The organism is Ruegeria sp. BB6, from assembly GCF_056539385.1.
The window spans coordinates 18,998-42,964 of sequence record NZ_JBQFUW010000005.1; the positions used below are offsets into that span (position 1 = coordinate 18,998).

Here is a 23,967-nt window from a genome sequence, read left to right on the forward strand (position 1 = left end):
TGGTGTCGCGACGTGGTCTGCCTCGGGTGGTGTTAGATGCTGGGGAGCATCTGCATTCGTGAGCAAGGGAATGTGATCTGCCGTGGCACCTGCATTTCGACGAAGCTTCGTGAAACGATCAGGGACAACTTCGCTCCCGCCGATGCTTGGGCACAGCGGGAGCGCACGATGAACTTGGGTTCATCGCCATTTTTGAAGTCTTGGTATTATCAAAAGGTTATGAGCTTGCTGATTAGACAAAACTCGAAGACCTGAGCCGTGCGTTGAACTCTCGGTTTGGGCCGGTCAGTGGGTCACCCAAATGTGGATTGGGCAATCACCAGTCTGAATTCACGCAGCCTCCTTTGGCCGAACAGAGATGCCTTTTAGTGCGGTTGCAACAATGTCGGCGCGGGCGGCTTCGGACACTTTGAGCTGCCAGTGTTCTTTTTGGTTGCACCAAGCGTGGTCGCGTTCAGCTTCAACCAGGCGCCATTGAACTTTGCCTACATTCTCTTCCTGCGCCTGCGGAAAGATGGCATCGCCTCCGAGTTGATAGAACGATTTGTCAGGAAGTGGTTCGCGCTCTCACTCTTGACCGCCAGATATTCGGGATCGATGGAAACCCGCTTTGACCAGGACATTCGACAGATTTCTGAGATGGGAATGGGGGAATATCTCGAAAGTATCGAGAAAGCGGTGCTCTCGGATGCCTTTTGGGAAGTTGGTTTGGTGCAAGCGCTTACAACGTCAAATAGCAAACATCCGGCTTTCAGGACATTTCTTGCGTCTCAGGTGAAGTCCAATGCTAGAGGCTTTCTGTCAAAAGAAATCACAGTGCGGAGTATGTTGGAGCACAGAGGCGATGTTCACCACATCTTCCCCAAGGATCACCTGAAAAAGACGCTTGGCCTTACGCAGTCTCAATACAATCAAGTCGCCAACTTGGTCTACACACAGCAAGAGATCAACATTGCCATCGGAAATGCGCCTCCTAGTGAGTATGTTTCAGATTTGCGGAAACAATGCAGTTCAGGAACCGCAAAATACGGAGGGATCGTAGTCTACGCGGATCTTGAAGAGAACTTCACGGAGAACGCAGTTCCGCTTGGACTTCTGACGGGCGAATTTGCGGACTACCAGGAATTTTTGAAGCTGCGGCGTCAATCTATCGCGAAGACGTTGAAGGCATACTACACGTCGCTTTGAGCACTGATTGTCTCGAGCTTGCGTCTCTCAGTTCGACGCTTTGATTTCTACGAAGGCCCATTCAAATTGCTGCACATTTTGCTGCACATATTTCGTGAAGCCCCATTGCAATATTCCTTTAAGTATAGGTAAATTATAAATAAAATTCTGAACGAAATAGATGTTGGCGGACTTCGTCTCCGCCACCATGCCCGTAAAAGCTTTTTGATTATAAAGCCTTATTGGGCGTTATTGTGCGGAAACCCACCAAAAAACCCACCATAACGATCTTGATTGCCTTAATTTGCGTTCTTGCTTGAGTTCTGTGAGTCGACAGGAGCGCCCCGTGACGCGAGAAGTTCTAGACCGGGGTTGGTCGCCCACGATATCCCTGCTCCGGAGTTCAAACTATCAGAATCTATTCGAGTGCGAAGCAATGTTGCTTGATTCGGGTAAAGCCGATTTGCGCTTTAATTCTCTGCGTAACCAAGACCACTTGGGGCTTGGTTTGATCATTCGCCGAAATTTCGAGAGTGACCACAATACGGACAACGCTAAACGCAGTTACAAAAGCCTCCGCTCGCCGCAAGAAAAGTCTTCGAAAATGACCTGTCAAGTATCTGTTTTTCGCCTAACCAGCTTAGACTTGTAGGAAAGCAAGGTTCAGAAAGCGAAAATACTTACTAGAACACTGCTAGCTAAAACTCACTAGTCTCGCATTCCGTGTTGAACTCGGCCCACGTGTCGAAAAATATCAGTGAGCATAGCCGTCATCAGGCCAAACATAAAAAAACCGTTTGCGCCCGTCATCCCACCTAGAAGGCGCTGGTTTTGCGGGACCACCACGTCGCCAATGCCCAAAGTTGTATAAGCTACCAGTGAGTAATAGACCGCCTCCTCCCATGTCGTGAATACCGACATTTGCACAAAAACCAAAGCCCACAACCAAACGCCAATTGAAGTTACGGTCATTATGCAAAACAAAACCATGAGCAAAACAACGACGAACGAAATAAAGCGATATTTTGGACGGCGAAGCCATAGGTCCATCCTTCCAACTACCTCGTTGAGAATGCCCCACATTATTGCACCAATCATTATAGAAACTACCGAAATGACTGAACCCAACAATAATTGACCAAGCACGAGGTGTTTCTCCTTTTCCAACTTGTGCAGCAGGGCCGCCAAGGTTGACACTACCACCCGCTTGTGCTCGCGCTCAGACGACGAAGTCGTCCAGCCTACAACCGAACTGCATCTCGTAGGCGTTCAAGCGAAGGGAAATAATAGATGCAAATAGAAATCGCGACTTTAGCTCTGATAATCTTGCCGTCGGTAGTCACTGTACTGATTGTCGTCATTTTGCCAAAAACCTGTTTGGTGATCGCAGTCGAGGGGACAAGAAGCAATGATTGGTATGGATGACGTCATTGAAGACGCGCAGTTTCTTGAAAACGGCAAATAGAAGGGAAAAGATTTTCACCTGAAATAAGAGATGAAATCAGAGATCTAGAGGTCTAATTGGGGCTCTCTGCGGACATCCTACAGATTTGGTCAGATGACTTGTTTGAGACGCAAGCAGAAAATCTTTTCAGATAATCAAGCCAACTCTAACCAACGACCTTGTGGAGATTTTGGTGGAACACATAGGATCTTCAAAAGTGGAACGAAATCCGGTGGTGGCCCGCTCAACAAATCCTTAGGTCGCTAAATTGTTTCATTTTCAATTCAAAATGCCGTCCCCGTCTTTGTCGCCCGATACGAAGTCTTCACTCATTTGAGTGGAAAACTCGCTGGGAGATACCGTTCCGTTTCCGTCATCATCCAGAATTTCGAAGGCGTCTCCAGCTAAGTAGTCATCCACTTCGTCTGCAGACAGTTCACCGTTGTTATCTGTATCAATAATGTCAAACGCATAGTTGGAGAATGCATCGTACTCGGATTTCGATACTGCGCCGTCACCATCTTTGTCCAATGTGCTAAGGTCACTTTGGTCCATCTTTAACTCTTCAGTCAGTGCTGTGCCTGAACAAGCGAACAGAATTGGAATCACGAGTTGCCGCACTTTCATAGCGCTCTCCAAGTTAACACGCGTATCTTTGGCCAGCTGCACCGCCAGCAACGGCGCCTCCAGCTGTCAGAATATCCTGACCACTGCCACCACCGAACTGATTTCCTATCGCCCCTCCAATCAGAGCACCCCCGACTGTCCCAGACAAACATGCAATTTCATGTTGTCTTTGTGCCTGTTGCTCAGCTGTTGGAGCAGGCCCGCAAGCTTGCAGCACAAGCGCTAGACAGCTGAAAACTATGGAAGCAAAAAAGATACTTTGTTTCATTTCTTCCTTCTCCACTGATCTAATGGCTAGTCTTTAGAGCCTCACAAAAAATCTGTGTGGTACCTTGCGGCCAAACCCCGATTGTACGAGCTCAAGTCAAGAGAATGCTCGAACCACGTAATACAACAATCTCAAGCGAATAGAGAGCAATTCGACAAAGCGTCTCCGATTTTGTCGTGAAATGGGAATGACAAGCTCTCAAAAATCTCAAGAATTTGTATTTGAATAACGGACTGGCATGGGATTTTCGCTGTCGCCGAAATACGTGAAGAGTTGGATTTTTGATGCGGGTGCGGACGTTTCGACCAGACTAATAATCCGTGTCGAACATGATGCCGAAAAGCCGTATGAAAACAAGAAGTTGCGACCTCTGGTGACGGGAAGAGGGCCCTATCAAAGGGAGTAAGGGAGAATGAGATTTCGGGCATTTCTTGCATTGATAATTTTTGTCATATGCTCAGGCCAGGCTAGTGCGCAGTCTCCAGTGGATCTGGGCAGCTTGTCCTGTTCTCTCGCGCAAGCTAGGAACTTCATTTTGGTTAGCAAAATGGACTTGGACTGCACCTTCATTCGGATTGATGGCGGTAAGGAGAAATACCAGGGCAGAATCCAACGGGTTGGAGTCGATCTTTCGATCAGAAAAAACTTCGTTGTCGTTTGGAATGTGATCCTCTCCGGCAACACGAAAAATCCTGGCTCGCTGGCCGGAGAATATGCAGGGGTTGGCGCCGATGTATCTTTAATCGTGGGTCCTGGAGCGCGAGTGCTTGTTGGCGGTGGAGACGACGCTATCACTCTCAAACCTCTCAGCATTACCGGCGTGAGAGGTACGGGTGCCTCACTGGGTGTAGAGAGCTTCGTGCTCTCGCCAGCGTCGTGACTAGGTAGCGCAGCCGTTTCCCCAAGTGGGTTAGAAGGCAGAGCCGATATCCATTCCTTAAGCGGTTTCTGATCAATTGGCCCTATAGACACGGGACCGCAACCAAAGGTGAAACCAATATCGCTACGGTGGTGCAGTTTGAACCACTTCCTGCGGAAGGCCTTAAATTTATAGTGTCCGCGTTTCTTACAACGGAGTGCGCATTGCGCTGAATAATGGATAGGCTTGCTCTTGGACGGCGTCGCGTCCGAAGCAGAAAACGCCAAGAAATCGAAGCAAACGAATGCCCGCTTCGGCTTCACTAAGCAAATAGCAGACGTCGGTTACTCGCCGGGAAAAGAAACCGCAGTGCGATCCATACACCAGCAGGTATTTTAGTCCCGCTGTGATGTTGGTTCAACTTTTGCGTCATCTAGAACAGTTTGCAAATTAGGTATCGATGTTTCGACAATTCACAGCGTTCATGTCTTCGTTTTTGCTAGTTGCGACCTCGGCCCTGGCAACTTCGGGTCAGGTGACTGCGAACCTTAATCTCCGAAGTGGCCCCAGCACGCAAGACGCGATTATTCTCACGATTCCAAATGGGAGCGCTGTAGAGATTCTCGACTGCAACGAGTCTGGGTCATGGTGTGCGATCAGTTTCGGGGGGCATTCAGGATTTGCGAGCGGTCGTTATGTGGTTTTGACCGTACCTGAAAGCGCCACGAGTTTCCCGCGCGCCTATGCGGGCAAGAACGACACTTTCATCGTACTTTACGAACCTCAGTACAGTGCCTGGACTGGACTGATTTCAAGGACCTCCATGCGCTAATTGCTACAGAGGTACGAAGGAGCGAAGAGGCGGAACCAATCTTCGGAGTGATCGGTGTCAGCGCGTCCACAACGGCGGTGACCGAGGATCGTAAGGTTATCGCCAGTAATATAAGGGTTACGCAACTTGATTTCTCGTCCTTGTATCGCGCCGAACTCGAAGGCTTAGCCGTAGGTGTCGGCGGCCTGCTACCAACGGAGCCCATTACTCTTGCCGAGGAAAGAATACTGGCAGGTCTTGCCAGCTATCAAAACGTCCGGGATGTCGAAGGTATTAAAGCCGACCCACCTGTCATTTTGGTCTCTTATGTACCAAGCAGGCTTGTTCAAACTGACGGACCAGCAATTTTTGCACCAGTCCCGGGCTCTCAGGGTATCGAGTTCGTAGTAAACACCAATTGGGACATCCTTCGTGTAGATGGCTCCTTCTGGATACGTGACCAAACATCCTGGGTAACCGCTTCTACTCTGGAAGGACCATGGACTGTTGTTCAAGAGTTGCCTGACGCTATCAAAGACCTTCCCGACGACGGAAACTGGGACGCAGCGCGGGCGTCCCTGTTGCCAGTCACTTATGACGAAGGTATGCCAGAGTTTTTCTACAGCGACCGGCCGGCCGAGATTATCGCTTTCGATGGGCCCGCCGAGTTTGAGGCTGTCCCTGGTACCGAACTTCGTTGGGCGTCCAATACTGAAAGCGATCTTTTCCATCACCGGTTGACAGATCAGCTGTACTACTTGGTGTCCGGGCGTTGGTTCAGTTCACCATCGCTGAAAGGTCCGTGGTCATTCTCGACTTTAGACTTGCCGCCGGATTTTCTAAGGATCCCTGAAAACAAGCCTTATTACACGGTTCGTGCAAGCGTTCCCGGGACATCGGAAGCCAACGAAGCTCGACTGCGAGCATCGATCCCGGAAGTTGCACAGGTCACGCTTGACGGCATGGAGAGTCCAGAAATCGTCTATGATGGCGATCCGCACTTTGTGCCGATCGACGGAACGGATTTGGCCTATGCCGCCAATACATCGGCGCAAGTGATCCATGTCGCGGACCAGTATTTTGCCGTAATCGACGGGATATGGTTTGTCTCCGATAGCGCCATGGGACCCTGGGAACCGGCCTTACAAATTCCGCAAGACGTCTACACGATACCTCCTTCTTCTCCGATGCATAACGTTACATACGTGAAAGTTTGCGACACGAACCCAACGTCAGTCACGTATTGCTACACGTCTGGGTATAAAAACACCTTTCTTGCATGGGGTGTGCTGGCCTTTGGATTAGGATGGTGGTTCGGAGACCGGGGGAATAAGTATTACTATCACTATTACCCTTACTATCCTCCCGGCAGATACCCGCCCGGTTACTATCGGCCACCGCCGGTGACCTATGGCGGCGGAGCGTATTATAATCCAGCGCGCGGATCCTTCGGGCGCTACGGATATGTTTATGGTCCTTATCGGGGCGTCGAAGCCCGAAGTGCATATGATCCCGCAACGGGAACTTTTGTACGCGGCGCGCGTGCTTATGGTGCAGAGCGTACCCGTGGTTTCGTGCATGCATCAAACCCGCGCACGGGTACTACCGCAGTAGTGCGAGGCAAAGAGAGTATTTACGGAATGTGGGCCACTGGAGCGGTCAAACGCGGCTCTGACTACGTGCGCGTGACGGCGGGCGAGGGTGCCCGGGGCGGTCAGGGCGTCAAATGGGACAGCTCTCGTGGCAGTGGCTTTGCGTTGAACGATCGTCGCGGTAACACTTTTGCCGGTAGGGACGGAAACGTCTACCGCAAGTCAGGCGACAATTGGCAACAGTGGGACCCTAATGGCGGTTGGCAAGTCGTCCCGAGACCTAGTCGCGATCAGTTAGGGCAACAAGGCCAAAGTTGGGAGACACCTGAGAGGGGGCGGCAACGACTGGGTGACAAAGACCGGTCCTGGACCGGGCAACGCGTGAATTCCGGGGCGCCGTTGCCCAGCCAAGTTCATCGTGATGCCGCGGCTCGCGCTTCAGCCAACCAACGCTCGCACGCAGTGCGCAAACAACGTTCCCCTAAGGGCGCAAGGGCACCTAAGAGCTCTTCTCCCCGAGCCACATCGCAAAGAGCGCAAACCCCGACAATTCCTCAGTCGTCAAACAAAGCTCGATCCTCCGCCCCTCGATCGCCGTCACGGGCAAAGGCCGGCGCAGTTCGAACCGGCAGAGCGCGAAGCGGAGGCACGCGAGGCGGAAACGCCAGAGCGGGAGGACGACGCTGATGTCTCCAACAGATTAGACTCGCTTTATCATTGCCAGCGGATTCAAATTCTAGAATCACCTTGGTGGTCACTGGCGAGCTTGGTAATAGTCTTGTCAGAAGGAATTGGGAATTGGCGGGCACGCAAGGGGCGTAAGCGGTATCCCAAGCTGCCCGGACAATAAAATAAAAGTATCTGCTGTCCAAGCGGGTTTAACAGACGCGAAACCGCTGCATGATTGCTTTCACCTTTGTCGACTTATAGGCACTTTTAGATGGCAGCATAGCCCGCAGTGTGGACCTCAGGGCAAATTAATTCTAACCGCCCTTCCACGAACACAGAAGACAGCTCATTCTAGACCAAATTGGACTATTAAAAAGGATATGCGTAACGCAGGGCAACCATTTCGCTTCCCGGATTGAATGGATTGGTCGAAGCGTTCGACTTGTGATCGATCGCGAAAGATATCTTGGCGCTGTTTTCGAGACGGTACCCAAGTCCTATTAGTGATCTGAATTGAAAATCTCCGCCAAGGTCTAGGCCATCTGAACCTTTGTGATAGAGACCTGGCATCAGACTACCTTCAATGAACCAATGGTCGGAAATTGACCATACCGCCGAAATGCCAATACCAGCCCAGAAGTCTGCGTCCGAATCGATCTGCGCTGCAACGCCAATAGCATATTCCGAAATTTCTCCTTTGAAAAAGGGAGTTAACCGGTACTCAACAACTAGTGCTGGCGCTATTTCATGTTCAAAGGAGTCCTCCGCGCCTACTCCTATCAAGAACTCACCTGCAACTGCGGGTGCTGTCCAGAAACTCAAAACGAAAAACAGAGATCTTGGAGCGATATTGCTCAACATTGGATTCAAACCAAAAAAAAACACTAGTCATTCAGCGGGTGCGTATGGATCCAGGGTTCCAGGCTTAATCGGAGGCTCTTTCTGAAGAGAGACAACGTGCTCCGTAAGCTGTCGTAGGGCAGCTTGAGGAACCCACGTCTCAGGGAACAAAACGTTCTGTGTTTCGCCAGGATCTTTATATAAATTGTAGATCCGCGGCACACCGTAGTCCACGGTACCCGTAAGAATGTTCTCCTGCTCCTTAAGATGTACTTTCCAGTTGCGCCATTTTACGCCCCAAACGTTGTTGCCCATGTAGACAACTACGCCTTCTCGATTTGAAACATCCTGATTTCCAAGGAAAAATTCAGTTTGATCGACCCCATCTATCATCCGGTCGTCCGGTACCACACCGTTGGCTATGTTGGCGAATGTCGGAAACAGATCCATTTCGTGAACGATTTCATCACTGGTTGCACCAGCTGGAATTCTTCCCGGCCAGCGCACAGCGAAAGGCACACGTAGACTGCCCTCGAAACCGGTAAATAACGATCCGCGCCATGGGCCCGCATTGCCAGGTATGAAGTATTCAATAGAGGGTGTGTTTGACCCTTCGGGCAATATCTCTGGACCATTATCGGCGGTGAAAATGAAGATCGTGTCGTTGCGAATGCCCAATTCGTCAATAGCGTCCAAAAGCATTCCGGAGTACGCATCGATCTGCGCCAACACATCTGCGAACCTCCCGTTTCCGGTAGAGCCTTCGAAGTCCGGATGTGGAACAAGGGGGTAGTGCGTCATGGTGTAGGGCAGATAGAGGAAAAATGGGGTTTCAGCTGCGACCTGACGCTCCATAAAGTCGATTGCCCGACTAGTTAACTCGGCGTCTATCAGCGCGCGCTGCTCAAGATCATAGTCCGTGACCTGTTGAGGCGTTGACCCGCGCCTTCCCTCGTAGATATAGGTGCCCGAAACACCGCTTTCGGCAAAGCCATCAAGCGTCGACCAGGGCGTTTCGTCGCTTGAGTTCGGAATCCCGTACCACTCATCAAAGCCTTGATCTGTGGGAAATCGACCTTCTGTGTGACCGAGGTGCCATTTGCCAAACATGCCCGTTGCATATCCCGCGTCAGAAAGCATTTCGGCCATGGTAACTTCCCACTGCACCAAGCCGTATACACCCCCGCCGAGGGGGATTGTGCCGTTGCCAGTCCTAACAGCGTAACGGCCAGTCATTATCGCTGCGCGTGAGGGAGTGCATTGCGATTCAACGTTAAAGTTGGTGAGTTTCAAGCCTTCAGCCGCCAATTTGTCCAAGCGTGGAGTTGGTGCGCCTCGCGTTATGCCACCGCCATTAAATCCCGGTTCGCCCCAACCGAAGTTGTCCATGAACACCAAAACAATGTTAGGTTTTTCCGCTGCGCAGACAGTCGCGCCAAACAGCGTCGTGACTGCAACAGCAAATGCATTAAGCGTTCGGCCCTTCATTTTGCCCTCCAATAGGAAATTTGAGTAGTGAAGGAACCAGAGTTCAAAAGATGTATTTGATCCCGCCCTCAAAGTTCCAATCCAGTGGTTCGTCCGGTCCCAAGCCAACCCCAGGGCGACCATAAAGAGTCACCCCAGTTTTCCACGTGTACCCAACCTCCGCGTCGAATACACCGCCTTGGAGATCGTTTTCCCAATCGACAATGTATTGGGGGTTGAGAAGCATGTAGAGCTGCTGCTCAGGCCATTGTTTTAGGAAAAAGATATCGAACCTTGTCTCATTCACATCGTCTCCAACATTCGATCCCACGTTGAAAGCGTGTTGTATGCCAGGAAAAAGCCCTGAACTCTCAATGCCGAACGGATTGAAAAACGCATAAAAAAGCTGCGGGCCTAAAACGACGTCATCGTCGCCCAGAATATCTTCTGACGCGGTGGGCAACCAGACTTCCAACCCGTACGCGAAGGCTTGCCGCGTTTCAGGATTAAGGTAAGGAACAGTCAAAACTCGAAAATTGATATCGCCAAGTCCGGCTTCATCAAAAAAGAAGCCGGGACCGGAGACATCGACTGATCTATGAGGTATTTTTATCCGAAACTGCCATTTACCTTTGGCGAACGGCGTCCGGTATTCAAATGTAGTAACGTTTCCAGTGTTCCCACCTCCCAGATCCTGATATTCGTGATAGAGGCGGATGTCTTGCTGGAAATTGATCGGATTGGTTCCAGTCTTGTCATCCTTGGAACGGAATTTGTCGGCAGACGCCTGCTCAGCATCTGCACCTTCTTGCGCCAGCGCCGGGTCTATTGGTTGCAATGCGAAAAGGCAGATTGATAGGACTAATGGAACGAAACTACGCTTCATTTTTAACTCCGTATTCTGATGGCATCCAGCGCCTGGCTGACGAAGCTATTAGGAGCGCGTCATTGCATTTTTTGTACCATTCAGCGAGTTGGGAAGTCGTTGCCATTTAACGACAAAATTGCCTGCACCTCCAATGCTGCTCACATAAATGAACTTGTTGCAGCGCGAAAGTTGAAGCTACCCCAACTACCGCTTTTGGCTATCGCTAGAAAAAATGCGCACCAATACTGCAGACGTGGACATGTGAAATCTAGCGAACCTACCTGTTGAACTGAACTAAATTGGCATTATCGCCGCGGGTCTTGGATCAGAAGCGAAGGAAGGCTCACAGTCTCGCCGCCAGCGACCTCTCCCAGAGAGTTTGTGTCCTGTAAACCTCGGCCAATAAGCTGCACAATTTGAGGGGACTCCGCAAATTTTCCATGACTTTTGGTTCCAACGTCATCTACTTCGCTAAGGTCAATTACTGAAACCCCAAGACCTTCCAATTGTTCGAGATTTGCGTGCCCAAGCCGCGTTTGTCGTCCAGCTATCAGGCTTGAAAATTTTAACGCGAAGTCGGCTTTCGACGTGAGGATGTAGATGTCGTCGACAACCTCTGGGATCAGCGTAAGCTGTGCTCGAAACAGATCCAGGTCGATATCCGGTGAGGCGAGAATAACATTTTTCAGTCTATTTTTGCGATCGAATTGGCCAGTTGTAGCCGCATAAACGATGCCTTCCATTATTGCGAAGCTGCCCATGGACCATGCTAGAACATCAACCCTTTTGGCATCACTACGGGTCAACAAATTTGCTACGGAAACCATTTGAACCCTGGATTGAAGCGCACTGTTAAGGTCGTAAACATATCGGGTAACGCTGGCATATGATGCCCATGAAAACAGTACAGGAACGCCTTCGAAGCCGGAGTCTTCAACGAATTGAGTTAACCTAAGTGTCGCGTCACTCAGGGTCATATTATACCCATGGATGAAACCCAAAATAGTTCGATCCTCTGGCGGTCTTTTTGCCAGTTCTCGATTTATACCAGACAGAAACCCATCGTCGGTTTCGTAGACGACAGGTTCGACAACTGTGAAACTCCTACGCGGGTCCGGCGGATTGCTCTTTGATCTTTCGATCTTTGAAGTGGCGTGGCGAGGTGGCACGGTCACAATGACCGAGGAAAGGCCCAGCTGCTCGGATCGTTTGCGAGAATAGAATTCTGCTTCTACGCTACTTCGAGCTCTGGATGTCATGATAAAAACTTTATGGCTTTTGATGCCTGGCACGTCAGTTGAAGACACCTCTGGGTGTTCAACACCAATCAAATCCGGCGGACGTGAGCAGCCTTGCAAAACAAGGCAAACCATCAAGGAAAACAACACCTTAAGAAAAAAACTCACCAAAAAATATGCTCCCTATACGCCTGTGAAACCTCCGTAGTCGGCCGAGTTGGGTTCAACACACAGTCGCAAGCTGGACTTACGATAACCGTACCTAAGAAGCATACTCGGTTCTGAATTCGCTCGGTGTAACTTCGAAGACACGTGAAAACGCACGCGAGAAATGTGAAGTAGCGGAGTATCCAAGTTCGTTACTTATGATCGCTACTGTCGCGTCGGTTCCTCGCAAAAGCTCACAAGCTCGTTGCATTCGAACCCGCTCCAATAATTCTCGGAAGCCAATGCCGTATTCTTCAAGCCGGCGTTGCAAAGTTCGCGGTCCTATTGCCATCTTACAAGCGGTATCTTCCAGTCGGCTCTTTCCATCCGGCAAGTGTATCCTGATCAGGTGGGCGACAGAGCCAACAAAATCTAGGGGCAATTCCTGGCCCAAATAACGCAGGTCTTCGAGCGAAACCACATTATCACAACTAGGCGGCGCAACGGTTTGTGCTCCATCAAACATATCTCGATCTAATGTGAACGCTAAGCTTTCTGAACAAAAATGAGCGGGTGCTTGGAATGCATCTTCGTAGTCTTGTGCCCAAGGCCCATTCGAGCATGCCAGTCTCACGCTACTTGGGTGCCAATCGGGGCCCAGATAGGTTTGAATAACGGCTTCAATGATACGCAGCGTCATATCACCCGCTTGCCGAAAACCTACAATGGATTGAAAGACGTTCTGATAGCCAATAATGCAGTCATTTTCAGAAAAACAAACTGATAATGCGCTACCACTTTCGTAGTAGGGTAAAGCGGCCTTGAACCTTGCCAACGCTCCTTTCAGCGTTGTGGCGCTAAGAACAAAATCCGCCATTTGACCGTATTCGTCTAAATCAACGTCTTCGGCGGCGACCAGACCGAAGGATCTTATACCCGTTATTTCGGAAGCGCTTCGATATAGCCCAATAATGTCTTTCATTGGTATAACGGCGTCACTGTCATCCAGTATTTCGCGAGGAACAGACTGACGCTCGAAGACTCGAACCAGCGCTTCTTCTCCGCCCAAATCTAAGATAAGCTCGGGAAGTCCATTTAAGTCGCTGACTCGTCCAAAGGTCATTTCATTCATAGTTAAATTTCATCGCTTCTAGAGCCCCATGTCAAATTGGCTTTGTTCAAGAGCTCTCGCTTTGGCTCCAGACAGCAAAGCCACCTCGTAGTGAGGGCAAACGCGTTTCCAAAACCATTGCAAGGCAAACTTGCGAATTTGATCAAGCCCTTGCTGGAAGTTTGTCGTGAAATGGTAACGCCGTTCTTCAGAAAAAAGGAGCAAGCAAAATTCAAACAGCATATCATTGGCTTATTGCCGAGACCTGCTCGTTTTGAAAAGGGGGCTAATCGCAAATTCGTTCAGGTCGTCCTCGTGTAACAGTCGTCGCTCTAGTCGGCAATTCTGGATGGTTTCCGGCTTTTTTAGAGGAGGTTCGATTGAGACGGCTGCGGCTGGGTTGGGCGTAGTTTATAAGAGCTGAGGCATTCTTCGCTCGACGATGAAATCCACCAATGTGTTTCGGCAATTGTTTGTATCCGTACCGCGACCGGATGTCGGTATTCAAATATTGTAGATACCTGAACCTGAACATTTTGGTCGATCTAATAAAGGCGGCGTCCGGACAGGACACATAAACCGGGAGATTGAAAGTGAACGCCCAAGTCCTGTCGTTACGTGCTCTATTTGTATCTGTTGGGGCAATTCAACTTGCCACCGCAGCGCTCGGAACACTTGTTCCTCTTCAAATCGCGGCGATCGGAGGAACACAGGAAGCCGCTTCTATTGTCGCTGCAGCTTATTCACTTGGCTTTATGATCGGTTGCTTCTACATTGCCAAGCCTCTCGCGCGGATAGGACACATCAGAGCGTTCGCAGCGGCAGCGGCCGTCTGCGCACTCTTCACACTATTTCTGTCGAGCACCCAGGAACCAGTCGTGATGGTAATGGTACGGTTCACTACTGGACTCGCAACGGCAGGTCTTTACGCGATTGGAGATGCTTGGATCAATGATACGGCTGGACCGAAAAACCGAGGACGTATACTTGCAGTCTACGCAACAGTTCTTGGCATTGTTTCTGTCCTAAGTCAGGGATTTGTAATTCGCCAATCAGGTGAGCTATCAGAAGCCTTTGTTTTCGTATCGATGTTCTACTGCATCGCGATCATCGTGCTTGCAACAACTCGGACCAACCCGGTCGACTCTGGGGGAAAAGCAAATGTCAGGCTTCGCGAAGTCTTCGGCGAGTCACCCACCGCCTTCGTCGGAGTTTTTGTGAACGGTCTCATTGTTACCGTTATGTTAACCGTTGTTCCATTTCGCGCCAGTGTGCTGGGACTCGATCCTTCGACAATCGCAATTGGAATTGGGCTGGCCTATGCAGGCCGAATTTTCTTCCAGTTTCCACTGGGCAGAGCCTCGGACCAAATGGATCGGCGGATAATAGTTGCCGTCGTCGCGGGCTTAACTGCCGCAATCCTGTTCCTGTTTGTCGTTTTGGGCAAGGGTGACGCAGCAGCTGCCAAGGGTAGCTACGGTGTAGGTTGGCAGCTCTTTGGGTTCGCTCTGGTTTTCCTGATGGGTGGCATGCTACTCCCTACTTATTCATTGCTAGTCGCGCATGGGATGGATCGGACTGTGCCTGTCTACGTCCCCTCTGCCGCAGTTACGCTACTCTTCGTCTGGACGCTCGGTGGAGTGACTGGCCCGATTCTGGCGGCAATCGTGAGCCAGTTGTTAGGCGACGGAAATTTATTTCTCATGTGCTTCGTGATTGCGTTCGCTTTCTCACTCTTCGTCGTTTGGCGAATGCAACGCCGCGATCGTGTGCCGCGGGCCGCTCAGGTTACGCATGTTCCCGGCACCGCAACAAGCGTCGAAATGAAACCAGAGCAGAAGCGAAAGCAGACTACTGATCCAACTCTAGGCGCAAAGGAGGAGGGATGAAACTCTGTAACTACGCTTGCCGCAGCTTTGTGAGCTTTGGCAGAGCATGTCTTATATTGTGTGATCCGACTACGCCCCGCTGCCTTTATGTGGCCCTCCGCCAGGCAACCGGAAGTGAGACCAGTGCAGGTCAATGCTTGAAAACGTTTTCCTAAAGCAAGTCACGTCAAATTCAGGAACTCGAAGTAGGAGGAGCAAAAAATGCAACGCAAAAAGAGCACTTTGGTGATGTCCTTCTCCAAAACACTATTTGCAGGATGGTTGATGTGCATACCCATCGCTCCTTCTTTCGCGCAGACTATAGATACCGAATGCCCAGAAAACCCCGTGAAATCAGGAACGTTCACATTGGATGGTCAAAAGCGAGGACTCTTCGTTGCATTCCGATGGGGAGAAGGCATCCTTACTCTTAACAATGGTCAGGAGTTTGAGTTTTCGGTACGTGGGTTGAAATTCGGAGAAACAGGATCCAGCACCGTGCAGATAATGGGCGATGTTTACGGACTTAATAACTTGGATGACTTTGTCGGGTACTATGAAGGAACAGCTGGAGGCTTCCTGCCACTTATTGATAAAAAAGACGTTCAGCTTGTAAACGCAAATTGCGTGACACTCGTTGCCAGGGTCGTGGAGTCTGGATTGCACTATTCTCTTGAAGCGGGCCAGAGCTTCTTTGTTGAGTTCACCAACGACTGAAACTTGCGTCGCTTCGAAACGAACGACGGATCGGCCCAGAGACTATTATGCCCCGCCCTAGAAACCGTCGCGTCGGTGAAACACAGGTCAGTCATAAACGTGCGAGCTAGACTGGCAAATTAGCTTGCCGGCCTCACAAAGGCCAGATCAATGGCACGAGTACAAGGCTGACGGCAAGAAAGAGCAGCATCAGCGGAAAACCGACCTTCGCATAGTCAAAAAAACGATATCCGCCCGGCGAAAAGACAAGGATATTTGTGGTCGTCCCAATAGGAGTCAGGAACGCTGTCGATGCGCTAATGGCGACAATCATCAGGAGCGGATGCGGCGATACGCCGAGACTGGTTGCCGCCTGAAGCACGATCGGGGATACCAAAACAGCGGTGGCGGTGTTGTTGATAACTTGGCTGAACGCGGTGGTCAGTATGAACACACCGGCCATGAGCGCCAGTGGAGACACTGTTCCCAACGTGGTCACCAGCCACTCGGCAATGAGCGCTGCACCGCCTGTGATTTCCAGGGCCTTACCCATCGGGATCATTGCTGCAATCAGAACAACGCTTGACCAGCTAATCGCTCTGTAGGCCTCGCGCGTGGTCAGGCAGCCGCCAAGGATAGTTGCAGCTGCGGCCATCAGCGCGGCAAGAACTGTTGGTACAAGGCCTGTAACCATGAGCACTACCATGCCAACCAGTGCCGCGATTGCCATACTGGCACGCGGACGCAAGCCAGAGACTTCTTTTGCCATCGCTTCTGGTGCACCGACGACCACGAAGTTTCTCCGTTCTGCCTTTAGCTCGCAAATGGCGTCCCAGCTGCCGCGCACCAGTAGAGAATCGCCCACCTCTAATGTCACAGGGTGTTCTTGGAGAGGTGCGCCTTGCCGAAGTACAGCCAGAATCTGTACCGCGTAACGCTCTCCAATCGTTCCGATTTGAACTGGCCGACCCAGGTAGTCAGACCTAGGGGTCAGAAGTACCTCGGCCAGTCCGATTTCTTTGGATGCGACCGTATCCGGTGTCTCGGCTGGCGGCACAAGCGCCAGACCTAAGTCCGTTGTAAGCTTGTCCACATTGTCAGCAGATGTGCGCAGGACGAGTACGTCGCCCTCGCGAAGCGGGTCGTTCAGCGCGAAAGGCCGCCCTTCAATCCGCAGAACCGGCGCGCCATAAGTCGGCCCGAGCGCGGCTTCGGTGGGTAACTTTCCTATCAAACTAGAGCCCGCCCGGATGCGCAGCCGGAACTGGTTTTCCTGAAGCGCATAGGCTTGGGTCAGCTCGGCAAGGTGGGCCGCGGCATCGATAGGGCGTTGCTCGTTAGATTGTACGGGCAACAGCCGGCGCCCAATCAGCACCATGTAGGCAACGGCTACGACCAACAGGGGACCACCCACAAGTGCGAACTCGAAAAAGTTAAAAGCGCGCAAGCCCTGGTCCTGAAGAGCTTGGGTGACGACGATGTTCGGCGGCGTACCGGTTAGGGTTAGCAAACCGCCCGTATTGGCAGCAAAAGCAAGTGGTATAAGGAATTTCGATGGCGTGGTATTGGCAGCCCAAGCTGCCGCGACAACTGCCGGCAAAAGCGTTGCAACCGTGCCTGTGTTGCTGATGAAGGCTGACAGAACCGCGGTACCGATCATCACGACGACAAGCAGCCGGGAGGTAGAGCCGTGGGCGACAGCGATCAGCTTTTCACCTCCCCATCCGGTGACGCCGGTTTTGGACAACGCTTCGCTCACTACAAACAGGGCCGCAATCATCACAACCGTCGAATTGCCGAATCCGGCGAGCGCGTCTCTTGTTTCTATCACGCCAAACAGTGCCAGGGAGAGTAGCGACAGAACAGCAACAAGATCGGGTGCCCAACGTCCCCATACGAACAGCACAATAGTGATGCCGAGAATGGCGAAGGTGAGTATCATTCTTTTCCTTTCATTGACTTGTTACCGCCGTTTGACGGACATCGGTTGGCTCGCCAAATCGGGGCTGATCGGTGACTACAAGCCGGCCCTACGACTGCAGAACTCTGACTGTGTCTCGGAGCAACATCATCGACACGGCTCAAATGAGCGAGGTGAAATGTATGTACCTTGAACGATACAGCAACTCGACTCTTCGATCTCGTTCCAGACTCCAGTAAACTCTGTGAGCGGCTCCGATACGATCATGCGCGAAGATTCAGATACTTCCTCAAGGCGCGGGTTGTCCGGATACAAAATTCGGAGTGTCTCAACGTCTGTCGTATGGAATAGCGATGGTGCATCGCCACCAGAAGCATAACGAAATGCCCATAATCGTTCGCCATCTGAAACTGCGAGACTCATCTTAAGTGGGTTTTCAACACCGTTTCGTTCGGCGATCTGCTCTACGATGCCAGCCATACGCTCTACCGCTGCTATAGGGTTTTCGGTTAAGCCCATAGTCAAGGCCAGGTAGAACATAACCTCTGAGTCCGTTGATCCCTGAATGTTGTTAAAGAGCTTCGGATCTACTTCTATGACTAGATCACGGTGCATTCGTTCGAAATCACGTATCACGCCGTTGTGCATCCAGAGCCAACGACCGTGCCGGAAAGGGTGGCAATTTGTCTGCTGTATAGGCGTCCCGGTCGAGGCGCGGATATGCGCAAAGAACGCATGGGACGTAACATGCGTAGCTAATTCGCGAAGATTCTGATCGTTCCAAGCCGGAGCGGTGGATCGGTATAGCCCAGGACCACCGATGTCGTTGTACCAGCCCAATCCGAAACCGTCGCCGTTGGTGGTCAAAACACCCATGCGCGCGTTCAGGCTTTGGTCGATAAGTGAATGCCCAGGCTGAAGCAGGAAGGTTTCGATCGGAACTGGCGATCCAATGTAGGCGAACCAGCGGCACATCAGAACGGAAGTTCCGTTTCAATATGGACCCGTGACAGCGCAGCTCGCCCAACTCGTCGAATAGCGAGTACGAATGCCGCAGTCCGCAGGTCGATATTGTATTCATCCGCAGTCTCGCGCACGGCTTGGTAAGCAAGCTTCATCTTCTTATCCAGTTCCAGGTTCACGCGTTCTTCATCCCAGCGGAACTGCTGGATGTTCTGGGCCCATTCAAAGTAGCTCACCGTCACTCCGCCGGCGTTTGCAAGGATGTCCGGCACAATGAGCACACCGCGGTCCACCAGAGTCTTGTCGGCTTCCGGAGTTGTTGGTGCATTGGCACCTTCTACGATGATGCTGGCTTTAATGTCGTTTGCATTGCCCTCGTGGATTGCGTTTTCGAGTGCCGCTGGCACGAGAACGTCGACATCCCAAGTTATGACTTCTGACCCGTCAAATGCATCTCCGCCCGGAAACCCTTTGACACCGCGGTGTTTGGCAACCCACTCTGCCAAGTCAGTGACATTGAGCCCGTCCTCATTGGCGACGCCGCCGGTATGATCGGCCACTGCGACGATCTTTGCGCCCCGCTCAGCGATAAGTAGAGCGGCATTGCTACCCACGTTTCCGAAACCCTGTACTGCAACCGTCACATCGGAGAAGCCTTTGCCTTTCTCCTCGAGTGCGGAGGCGAGCACATCCATGACACCACGCCCAGTTGCTGCGGCACGGCCCTCTGAGCCAAAAAGATCCAGCGGCTTTCCCGTCACGATGGCCGGAGAAAACCCCGCGTACTTCGAATACTCGTGCATTATCCACCCCATTATCTCGGCATTGGTGTTCACGTCCGGGGCTGGAATGTCGGTAGTCGGTCCTATCACGTCCTTCATACGCTCTACAAAAACGGTAGTGATAGCGTGAAGGTCTTTTTTTGAAAGTTCATGCGGGTCACAATTAATACCACCTTTGGCGCCGCCGAATGGAACGTCGACAACGGCAGTCTTCCAAGTCATTAAATTAGCCAGCGCACCGGCATGATCCTCATCCATCTCGGGATGAAATCGCAGACCACCTTTCATCGGACCACGGGCTGTGTTGTGCTGTACGCGGTATCCCTCGTAACTGTGCAACTCGCCATCCGTACCTTCGATTGCGATGTCGACCTTTACCGACCGGTACGGTGTCAGGAGAATAGTACGAACCTTCTCCGGAAGACCGAGCACATCGGCCGCCTTGTTGAAATAGAAGTGGCTTTCGGCAAGCATGTTCTTTCTCCTCCATGAAAGCATCGCGATCCGACCGCTACTCTGGCGGATCGTCAGCCGGGGTATTAAAAATTCGGGCAATACGCGATGCAGGGCCGCGTACGAGCAGGTACGGCAGGAAGCCAATCACAAAAGCAACTACCAGCGCCTCACCCGGGTAAAGCGCCTGCAAAAACCAGAGCTGGTATGCGACATCAATAAGCAACGCAACAATCATGACACGTGCAGTCGCAATGAATCCACCACGCCATGCCTCGCGCCGATGGCTGGTCTTCAGCGAAAGTGCTAATCCGTACGGCTGTGCGCCGCTACGAGCGTCCCGAAGTCCATCTCGAACCCCTAGCACCGCGGCTGCAATTGGTTGCAAAACAATGCGAAACGCTAGTGGACCCTCCGGGCGCTCGAAAAGGTTCTCAATTCCCCGCTGTGCCGCTTCCTCAAGACTCATCGCCCAATAAACCTATCTTTGCCTACGCATCCAAAACGCCATTTTGGAAATGCGAGAGCATACCTCCAGACACCACGCTGGCCTTAAGGCCCATTTGCAGAAGCATACGAGTGGCGTAGTAAGCCCTCTGACCAGACCGACATACCACCAGGATCTCCCGATCTTTTGGCAACTCGTCCACTCGGCCTCTCAGTTGCCCGAGCGGAATGTGCTTAACGCCTTCCACGCACTCGACCGCCAATTCGGGCAATTCTCGAACGTCAAGTAGAAACCCTTCCTCCGCGTTGTCCCAGTGGCGAATTGGCATGTCGCCACTCAGGACGTCAGCCGCCACCATTCCCGCGAAGTTGACTGGGTCCTTTGCGCTTCCATATGGCGGGGCGTAGCAGAGCTCGGCCTCGGCCAGATCATCAATCGTAGCGCCCATCTGCAGCGCAAAGGCCAGCGTACTGATACGCTTGTCCACACCGTCAAGCCCCAGCGCTTGAGCGCCAAGCAGTTTCCGGTTGGATTTGCGAAACAGTACTTTCATCGCGATCGGACGAGCACCTGGGTAGTAACCGGCGTGCGAGTTGGGGTAGATATAGATCTTCTCGTAATCATCGTCCCCCCGTCGCTTCAGGGCCTTTTCGCTCTGCCCTGTCCAAGCTGCAGTACCGTCAAAGAGACCAATCACAGAAGTTCCCTGCGTTCCCCGAAATCGCGCATCGCGTCCTGCGATTACGTCCGCAGCGATGCGTCCCTGGCGGTTGGCTGGTCCAGCGAGCGCGATGAGGCTCCATTCCCCGGTAACAAAATCTCTGACCTCCACGGCGTCGCCCACAGCAAGGATGTCGGGATCCGATGTGACCATCCGGTCGTCTGTTCTTATACCTCCGCGCTCACCAATATCGACGCCAGCGGACTTGGCCAGCATAGTATCGGGCTTGACCCCTAGAGACACGATGACGATGTCGGCAGAGTACACTGAACCGGACTGGGTAGTGACATCAAGACCGCCATGTTGCGCTGGCGAGAAGCTTGCCACGCCATCTCCTAGCACAAGTCGAACACCGTGGCGCTCAAGGTGTTTTTCAGCGATCAGCGCCATCTCGCGGTCGAGCGGCATGAGAATCTGATCGGCCATTTCGACAACAGTCACGTCTAAGTCGCGGTGAACGAGATTTTCAGCCGTTTCCAGTCCGATGAAGCCTCCTCCGACAACGACCGCCCGAGTCTTCGGGCGTGCGGTCTGAAAACCAGAATATTTGTGCATACCTGAAAGGAAGGGCGAGCCCTTTTCGATCCATTGTCGAATAACCCGTGTATCCGGAACCGTCCTTACCTCGAAGATACCAGGCAAATCGATCCCCGGGATCGGCGGCCTTACGGATTTGGCACCCGGAGAAAGCACAAGCTTATCGTAAGAAACCGTGGTTACGTCACCCATCGTGAGATCACGAAGATCGACGGTCTTTGCAGCGGCGTCTACTGAAATAGCCTCGCAATTCACGCGTGCGTCGATATTAAATTGCTCCCGAAACAGCTCTGCGCTCGCGACCAGCAATTCAGCCTCGTCCTGGATAACCCCGCCGACGTGGTAGGGCAGGCCGCAATTCGCGTAGGACATGTAAGGCCCGCGTTCGACCAGGATGATCTCGGCATTTTCATCAAGCCTCCTGAGCCTTGCTGCACAAGATGCTCCGCCTGCGACTCCACCAATGATAGCAACTTTCATAGAACCTCTCCCTATCGAGTGTGTCCTGGCGCGGCACGAACCTGTTGAGGATATTCAAACCGGCAAAATTGGGTATTGATTCAGATCATGGATGGCACACGCTAATAGCTCCTTGCGTGGACGCGATATGGTTATTTGAGCAAGTCATTCCAAAGACGATTTCGTGTCCAAAGTCGCCACGACTTATCTGAATGGATATTGACGCGATGGTTGGATCCAAGACCTTTGCTAAAGCTTGACGGCAACAATTTAGAATGCAGAAGCATCGAGCTTGAGCGATCGCCAATTTAGGGGCGGTAAATTGCTTCGGAAACCTACTTAAGAAGCTATTTCGACAATCGCCGTGTCTACTGCTTTGTACATCCGATGATTTTCGTATTCGCGCCGCGGCACGTTTAAAGTCATGTCCGGCCATCTAAGGCAGCAACATTCCGCGGATCATGAAAAAGAACATGGCTGCAAGAGTGCCTGCCAAAGGGACCGTTATAACCCACGCAGCTGCAATTCGGAGCAATAGGTTTCGCTTGACCAATTCGATCCGATGCACCCTGCCGAGAGCTTTTCGTTCTTTCTTAGCCAAAACACGGTCGGATGAAGCCTGTGCCTTCATATCACGCAATATCTCGCCCTTAGTCGTGACGTCAGCAGCTTCAAATCTCTCGAGGAATGCTTCAACCGCTTCTGGGTCATGGTCCGCGTGGTGCTCTCTAATTTCGTCCAACATGCGGGCGTAGCTGGACTTGATGTATTCGCGCAAGAATCCGACACCGAATACACCCCCCACAGCGATATGGGTGGAACTGACTGGTAACCCCAGCTGCGAGGCGACAATAACCGTAATCGCCGCCGCCATCGCGATGCAATATGCGCGCATTTTATCAAGTTCGGTGATCTCGCTTCCTACGGTTCGGATCAATTTGGGTCCATAAAGCGCGAGACCGAGAGAAATGCCTATGGCTCCAACCGCCATTACCCATATCGGAATAGAGGCTTTCGTGGCCACGGCACCGGCGGCGATCGCTTCGTTGATACCGGCTAGCGGGCCCACTGCATTAGCGACGTCGTTGGCACCATGAGCAAAACTCAGGAGTGCTGCTGCAAAGATTAGAGGAACGGTGAAGAGATCGTTCACGCTTGATTTTTTGTTTTCCAGACGCTTTGTCGTGTTTGCGACATACGGACGAATAAGAAAGTAAACGACGATCGCAAGCAACAGGCCAATCACCAGCGCTGTGGGGAAGTCAACCTTCACCAACTTCTTCACACCTTTGAGCATAAGATACGTGCCGAAGGCCCACGCCATAACGGCAACAAGGAATGGCACCATTCGGTTGGCTGCAGTCAATACATCCGATTTATAGGTTATTGTGCGCTTGATGATGTAAAGGAAAGTTGCCGCAATAACTCCTCCAAGGACGGGAGAAATTATCCAGCTCGCTGCGATCATCCCAACCTGATACCAGTCCGCTATGCTCCAACCGGCCGCAGCTATCCCAGCCCCAAGGACGCCACCGACGATTGAATGCGTTGTGGAAACCGGGGCACCGACAGCTGTGGCGAAGTTCAGCCACACCGCTGCTGCGAGCAGAGCCGCTGTCATCAGCCAGATGAATGTGTCTCGGTCCGCCACCAAGTCCGGATCGATTATGCCTTTTTTTATTGTGCCGACAACATCGCCCCCCGCAATCATGGCGCCGCCGGCTTCGAAGAAAGCCGCAATCAGGATAGCGCCGGTCAAAGTAATTGCCTGAGACCCGACGGCGGGGCCAACATTGTTCGCCACGTCGTTCGCGCCAATGTTCATAGCCATGTATCCACCGATCATTGCGGCGACGATCAAGAGCACTCCGTCTGTTCCGCCTTCCGATCTGGCCATTGCTACCAGCATGATGCCGACGATGAAGAGCAGAGCCGTTCCAAACCGGAAAAGTTCTTCGCGGTTTAGGCGAACTGCCTTTTCTACTCTTTCAGTTCTCAACATGTTTGGTCC

19 protein-coding genes are annotated in these 23,967 nt (G+C 51.9%); 6 read left to right on the plus strand and 13 right to left on the minus strand.

The features are described 5' to 3' along the window. Positions 1 to 420 precede the first annotated feature (420 nt). Positions 421 to 1,188 (plus strand): hypothetical protein, encoded by a 768-nt coding sequence (locus ACR0B7_RS12760; RefSeq protein ID WP_170563858.1) that lies wholly within the window; start codon positions 421 to 423, stop codon positions 1,186 to 1,188. A gap of 687 nt (positions 1,189 to 1,875) precedes the next feature. Here ACR0B7_RS12760 and ACR0B7_RS12765 read toward each other — a convergent pair. Further along, positions 1,876 to 2,355, minus strand: a complete 480-nt coding sequence (locus ACR0B7_RS12765) for an ion channel (RefSeq protein ID WP_170486469.1) — start codon at positions 2,353 to 2,355, stop codon at positions 1,876 to 1,878. A 535-nt stretch (positions 2,356 to 2,890) separates the two neighbouring features. Continuing rightward, a complete protein-coding gene (locus tag ACR0B7_RS12770; protein WP_348540231.1) occupies positions 2,891 to 3,280 on the minus strand; it encodes a hypothetical protein in 390 nt (129 codons plus the stop codon). Positions 3,281 to 3,918: 638 nt separating this feature from the next. Here ACR0B7_RS12770 and ACR0B7_RS12775 point away from each other — a divergent pair. The 3 genes from ACR0B7_RS12775 (at position 3,919) to ACR0B7_RS12785 (ending at position 7,455) form a co-directional block, all read left to right on the plus strand. Then, positions 3,919 to 4,386: a DUF992 domain-containing protein gene (locus tag ACR0B7_RS12775; protein ID WP_170486466.1), complete on the plus strand. Its 468-nt coding sequence runs from the start codon at positions 3,919 to 3,921 to the stop codon at positions 4,384 to 4,386. A 463-nt stretch (positions 4,387 to 4,849) separates the two neighbouring features. Next, positions 4,850 to 5,197 (plus strand): SH3 domain-containing protein, encoded by a 348-nt coding sequence (locus ACR0B7_RS12780; RefSeq protein ID WP_170577042.1) that lies wholly within the window; start codon positions 4,850 to 4,852, stop codon positions 5,195 to 5,197. A 47-nt stretch (positions 5,198 to 5,244) separates the two neighbouring features. Next, a complete protein-coding gene (locus ACR0B7_RS12785; RefSeq protein ID WP_170577043.1) occupies positions 5,245 to 7,455 on the plus strand; it encodes a hypothetical protein in 2,211 nt (736 codons plus the stop codon). A 351-nt stretch (positions 7,456 to 7,806) separates the two neighbouring features. On the opposite strand, the gene ACR0B7_RS12790 is transcribed toward ACR0B7_RS12785, so the two are convergent. The 5 genes from ACR0B7_RS12790 to ACR0B7_RS12810 form a co-directional block, all read right to left on the minus strand. Continuing rightward, positions 7,807 to 8,298, minus strand: a complete 492-nt coding sequence (locus ACR0B7_RS12790) for an acyloxyacyl hydrolase (protein ID WP_170577044.1) — start codon at positions 8,296 to 8,298, stop codon at positions 7,807 to 7,809. Positions 8,299 to 8,325: 27 nt separating this feature from the next. Next, complete coding sequence (locus ACR0B7_RS12795; RefSeq protein ID WP_170563890.1) at positions 8,326 to 9,765, minus strand: arylsulfatase; 1,440 nt, start codon at positions 9,763 to 9,765, stop codon at positions 8,326 to 8,328. A 43-nt stretch (positions 9,766 to 9,808) separates the two neighbouring features. Beyond that, positions 9,809 to 10,630 carry a hypothetical protein gene (locus ACR0B7_RS12800; RefSeq protein WP_170486462.1) on the minus strand — a complete coding sequence of 274 codons (822 nt, stop codon included), beginning with the start codon at positions 10,628 to 10,630 and terminating at the stop codon, positions 9,809 to 9,811. 287 nt (positions 10,631 to 10,917) lie between these two features. After that, positions 10,918 to 12,018, minus strand: a complete 1,101-nt coding sequence (locus tag ACR0B7_RS12805; RefSeq protein ID WP_170577045.1) for an alpha/beta hydrolase — start codon at positions 12,016 to 12,018, stop codon at positions 10,918 to 10,920. 94 nt (positions 12,019 to 12,112) lie between these two features. Beyond that, complete coding sequence (locus tag ACR0B7_RS12810; RefSeq protein WP_170577046.1) at positions 12,113 to 13,129, minus strand: AraC family transcriptional regulator; 1,017 nt, start codon at positions 13,127 to 13,129, stop codon at positions 12,113 to 12,115. A gap of 572 nt (positions 13,130 to 13,701) precedes the next feature. Here ACR0B7_RS12810 and ACR0B7_RS12815 point away from each other — a divergent pair. Next, a complete protein-coding gene (locus ACR0B7_RS12815; protein ID WP_170486459.1) occupies positions 13,702 to 14,997 on the plus strand; it encodes an MFS transporter in 1,296 nt (431 codons plus the stop codon). Positions 14,998 to 15,198: 201 nt separating this feature from the next. Then, positions 15,199 to 15,693: a hypothetical protein gene (locus ACR0B7_RS12820; RefSeq protein WP_170486458.1), complete on the plus strand. Its 495-nt coding sequence runs from the start codon at positions 15,199 to 15,201 to the stop codon at positions 15,691 to 15,693. Between the two features lie 133 nt (positions 15,694 to 15,826). Here the strand turns inward: ACR0B7_RS12820 and ACR0B7_RS12825 are convergent, their stop codons facing one another. The 6 genes from ACR0B7_RS12825 to ACR0B7_RS12850 all read right to left on the minus strand — a co-directional run bounded on the left by ACR0B7_RS12825 (position 15,827) and on the right by ACR0B7_RS12850 (position 23,958). Beyond that, positions 15,827 to 17,614, minus strand: a complete 1,788-nt coding sequence (locus ACR0B7_RS12825; RefSeq protein ID WP_170486457.1) for an SLC13 family permease — start codon at positions 17,612 to 17,614, stop codon at positions 15,827 to 15,829. A 126-nt stretch (positions 17,615 to 17,740) separates the two neighbouring features. Then, positions 17,741 to 18,568, minus strand: a complete 828-nt coding sequence (locus ACR0B7_RS12830) for a class II glutamine amidotransferase (protein ID WP_170486456.1) — start codon at positions 18,566 to 18,568, stop codon at positions 17,741 to 17,743. After that, entirely contained in the window at positions 18,568 to 19,812 is a 1,245-nt protein-coding gene (locus ACR0B7_RS12835; RefSeq protein WP_170563884.1) for a glutamate dehydrogenase, read from the minus strand. The genes ACR0B7_RS12830 and ACR0B7_RS12835 overlap by 1 nt, the downstream gene beginning before the upstream one ends. A gap of 37 nt (positions 19,813 to 19,849) precedes the next feature. Beyond that, positions 19,850 to 20,260, minus strand: a complete 411-nt coding sequence (locus ACR0B7_RS12840; RefSeq protein ID WP_170486454.1) for a hypothetical protein — start codon at positions 20,258 to 20,260, stop codon at positions 19,850 to 19,852. Between the two features lie 22 nt (positions 20,261 to 20,282). Continuing rightward, the gene (locus tag ACR0B7_RS12845) at positions 20,283 to 21,977 is read right to left on the minus strand and encodes an FAD-dependent oxidoreductase (protein WP_170486453.1); all 1,695 of its coding nucleotides are present in this window, start codon (positions 21,975 to 21,977) and stop codon (positions 20,283 to 20,285) included. Between the two features lie 415 nt (positions 21,978 to 22,392). Then, positions 22,393 to 23,958: an inorganic phosphate transporter gene (locus tag ACR0B7_RS12850; RefSeq protein ID WP_170563881.1), complete on the minus strand. Its 1,566-nt coding sequence runs from the start codon at positions 23,956 to 23,958 to the stop codon at positions 22,393 to 22,395. Positions 23,959 to 23,967: the final 9 nt, after the last annotated feature.

Coding starts and splice junctions, on each gene's coding strand:
- ACR0B7_RS12775 (WP_170486466.1), top strand. CDS start 3,919: ATGAGATTTCGGGCATTTCTTGCATTGATAATTTTTGTCATATGCTCA.
- ACR0B7_RS12780 (WP_170577042.1), top strand. CDS start 4,850: ATGTCTTCGTTTTTGCTAGTTGCGACCTCGGCCCTGGCAACTTCGGGT.
- ACR0B7_RS12790 (WP_170577044.1), bottom strand. CDS start 8,298: ATGTTGAGCAATATCGCTCCAAGATCTCTGTTTTTCGTTTTGAGTTTC.
- ACR0B7_RS12795 (WP_170563890.1), bottom strand. CDS start 9,765: ATGAAGGGCCGAACGCTTAATGCATTTGCTGTTGCAGTCACGACGCTG.
- ACR0B7_RS12800 (WP_170486462.1), bottom strand. CDS start 10,630: ATGAAGCGTAGTTTCGTTCCATTAGTCCTATCAATCTGCCTTTTCGCA.
- ACR0B7_RS12810 (WP_170577046.1), bottom strand. CDS start 13,129: ATGAATGAAATGACCTTTGGACGAGTCAGCGACTTAAATGGACTTCCC.
- ACR0B7_RS12820 (WP_170486458.1), top strand. CDS start 15,199: ATGCAACGCAAAAAGAGCACTTTGGTGATGTCCTTCTCCAAAACACTA.
- ACR0B7_RS12825 (WP_170486457.1), bottom strand. CDS start 17,614: ATGATACTCACCTTCGCCATTCTCGGCATCACTATTGTGCTGTTCGTA.
- ACR0B7_RS12830 (WP_170486456.1), bottom strand. CDS start 18,568: ATGTGCCGCTGGTTCGCCTACATTGGATCGCCAGTTCCGATCGAAACC.
- ACR0B7_RS12835 (WP_170563884.1), bottom strand. CDS start 19,812: ATGCTTGCCGAAAGCCACTTCTATTTCAACAAGGCGGCCGATGTGCTC.
- ACR0B7_RS12840 (WP_170486454.1), bottom strand. CDS start 20,260: ATGAGTCTTGAGGAAGCGGCACAGCGGGGAATTGAGAACCTTTTCGAG.
- ACR0B7_RS12845 (WP_170486453.1), bottom strand. CDS start 21,977: ATGAAAGTTGCTATCATTGGTGGAGTCGCAGGCGGAGCATCTTGTGCA.
- ACR0B7_RS12850 (WP_170563881.1), bottom strand. CDS start 23,958: ATGTTGAGAACTGAAAGAGTAGAAAAGGCAGTTCGCCTAAACCGCGAA.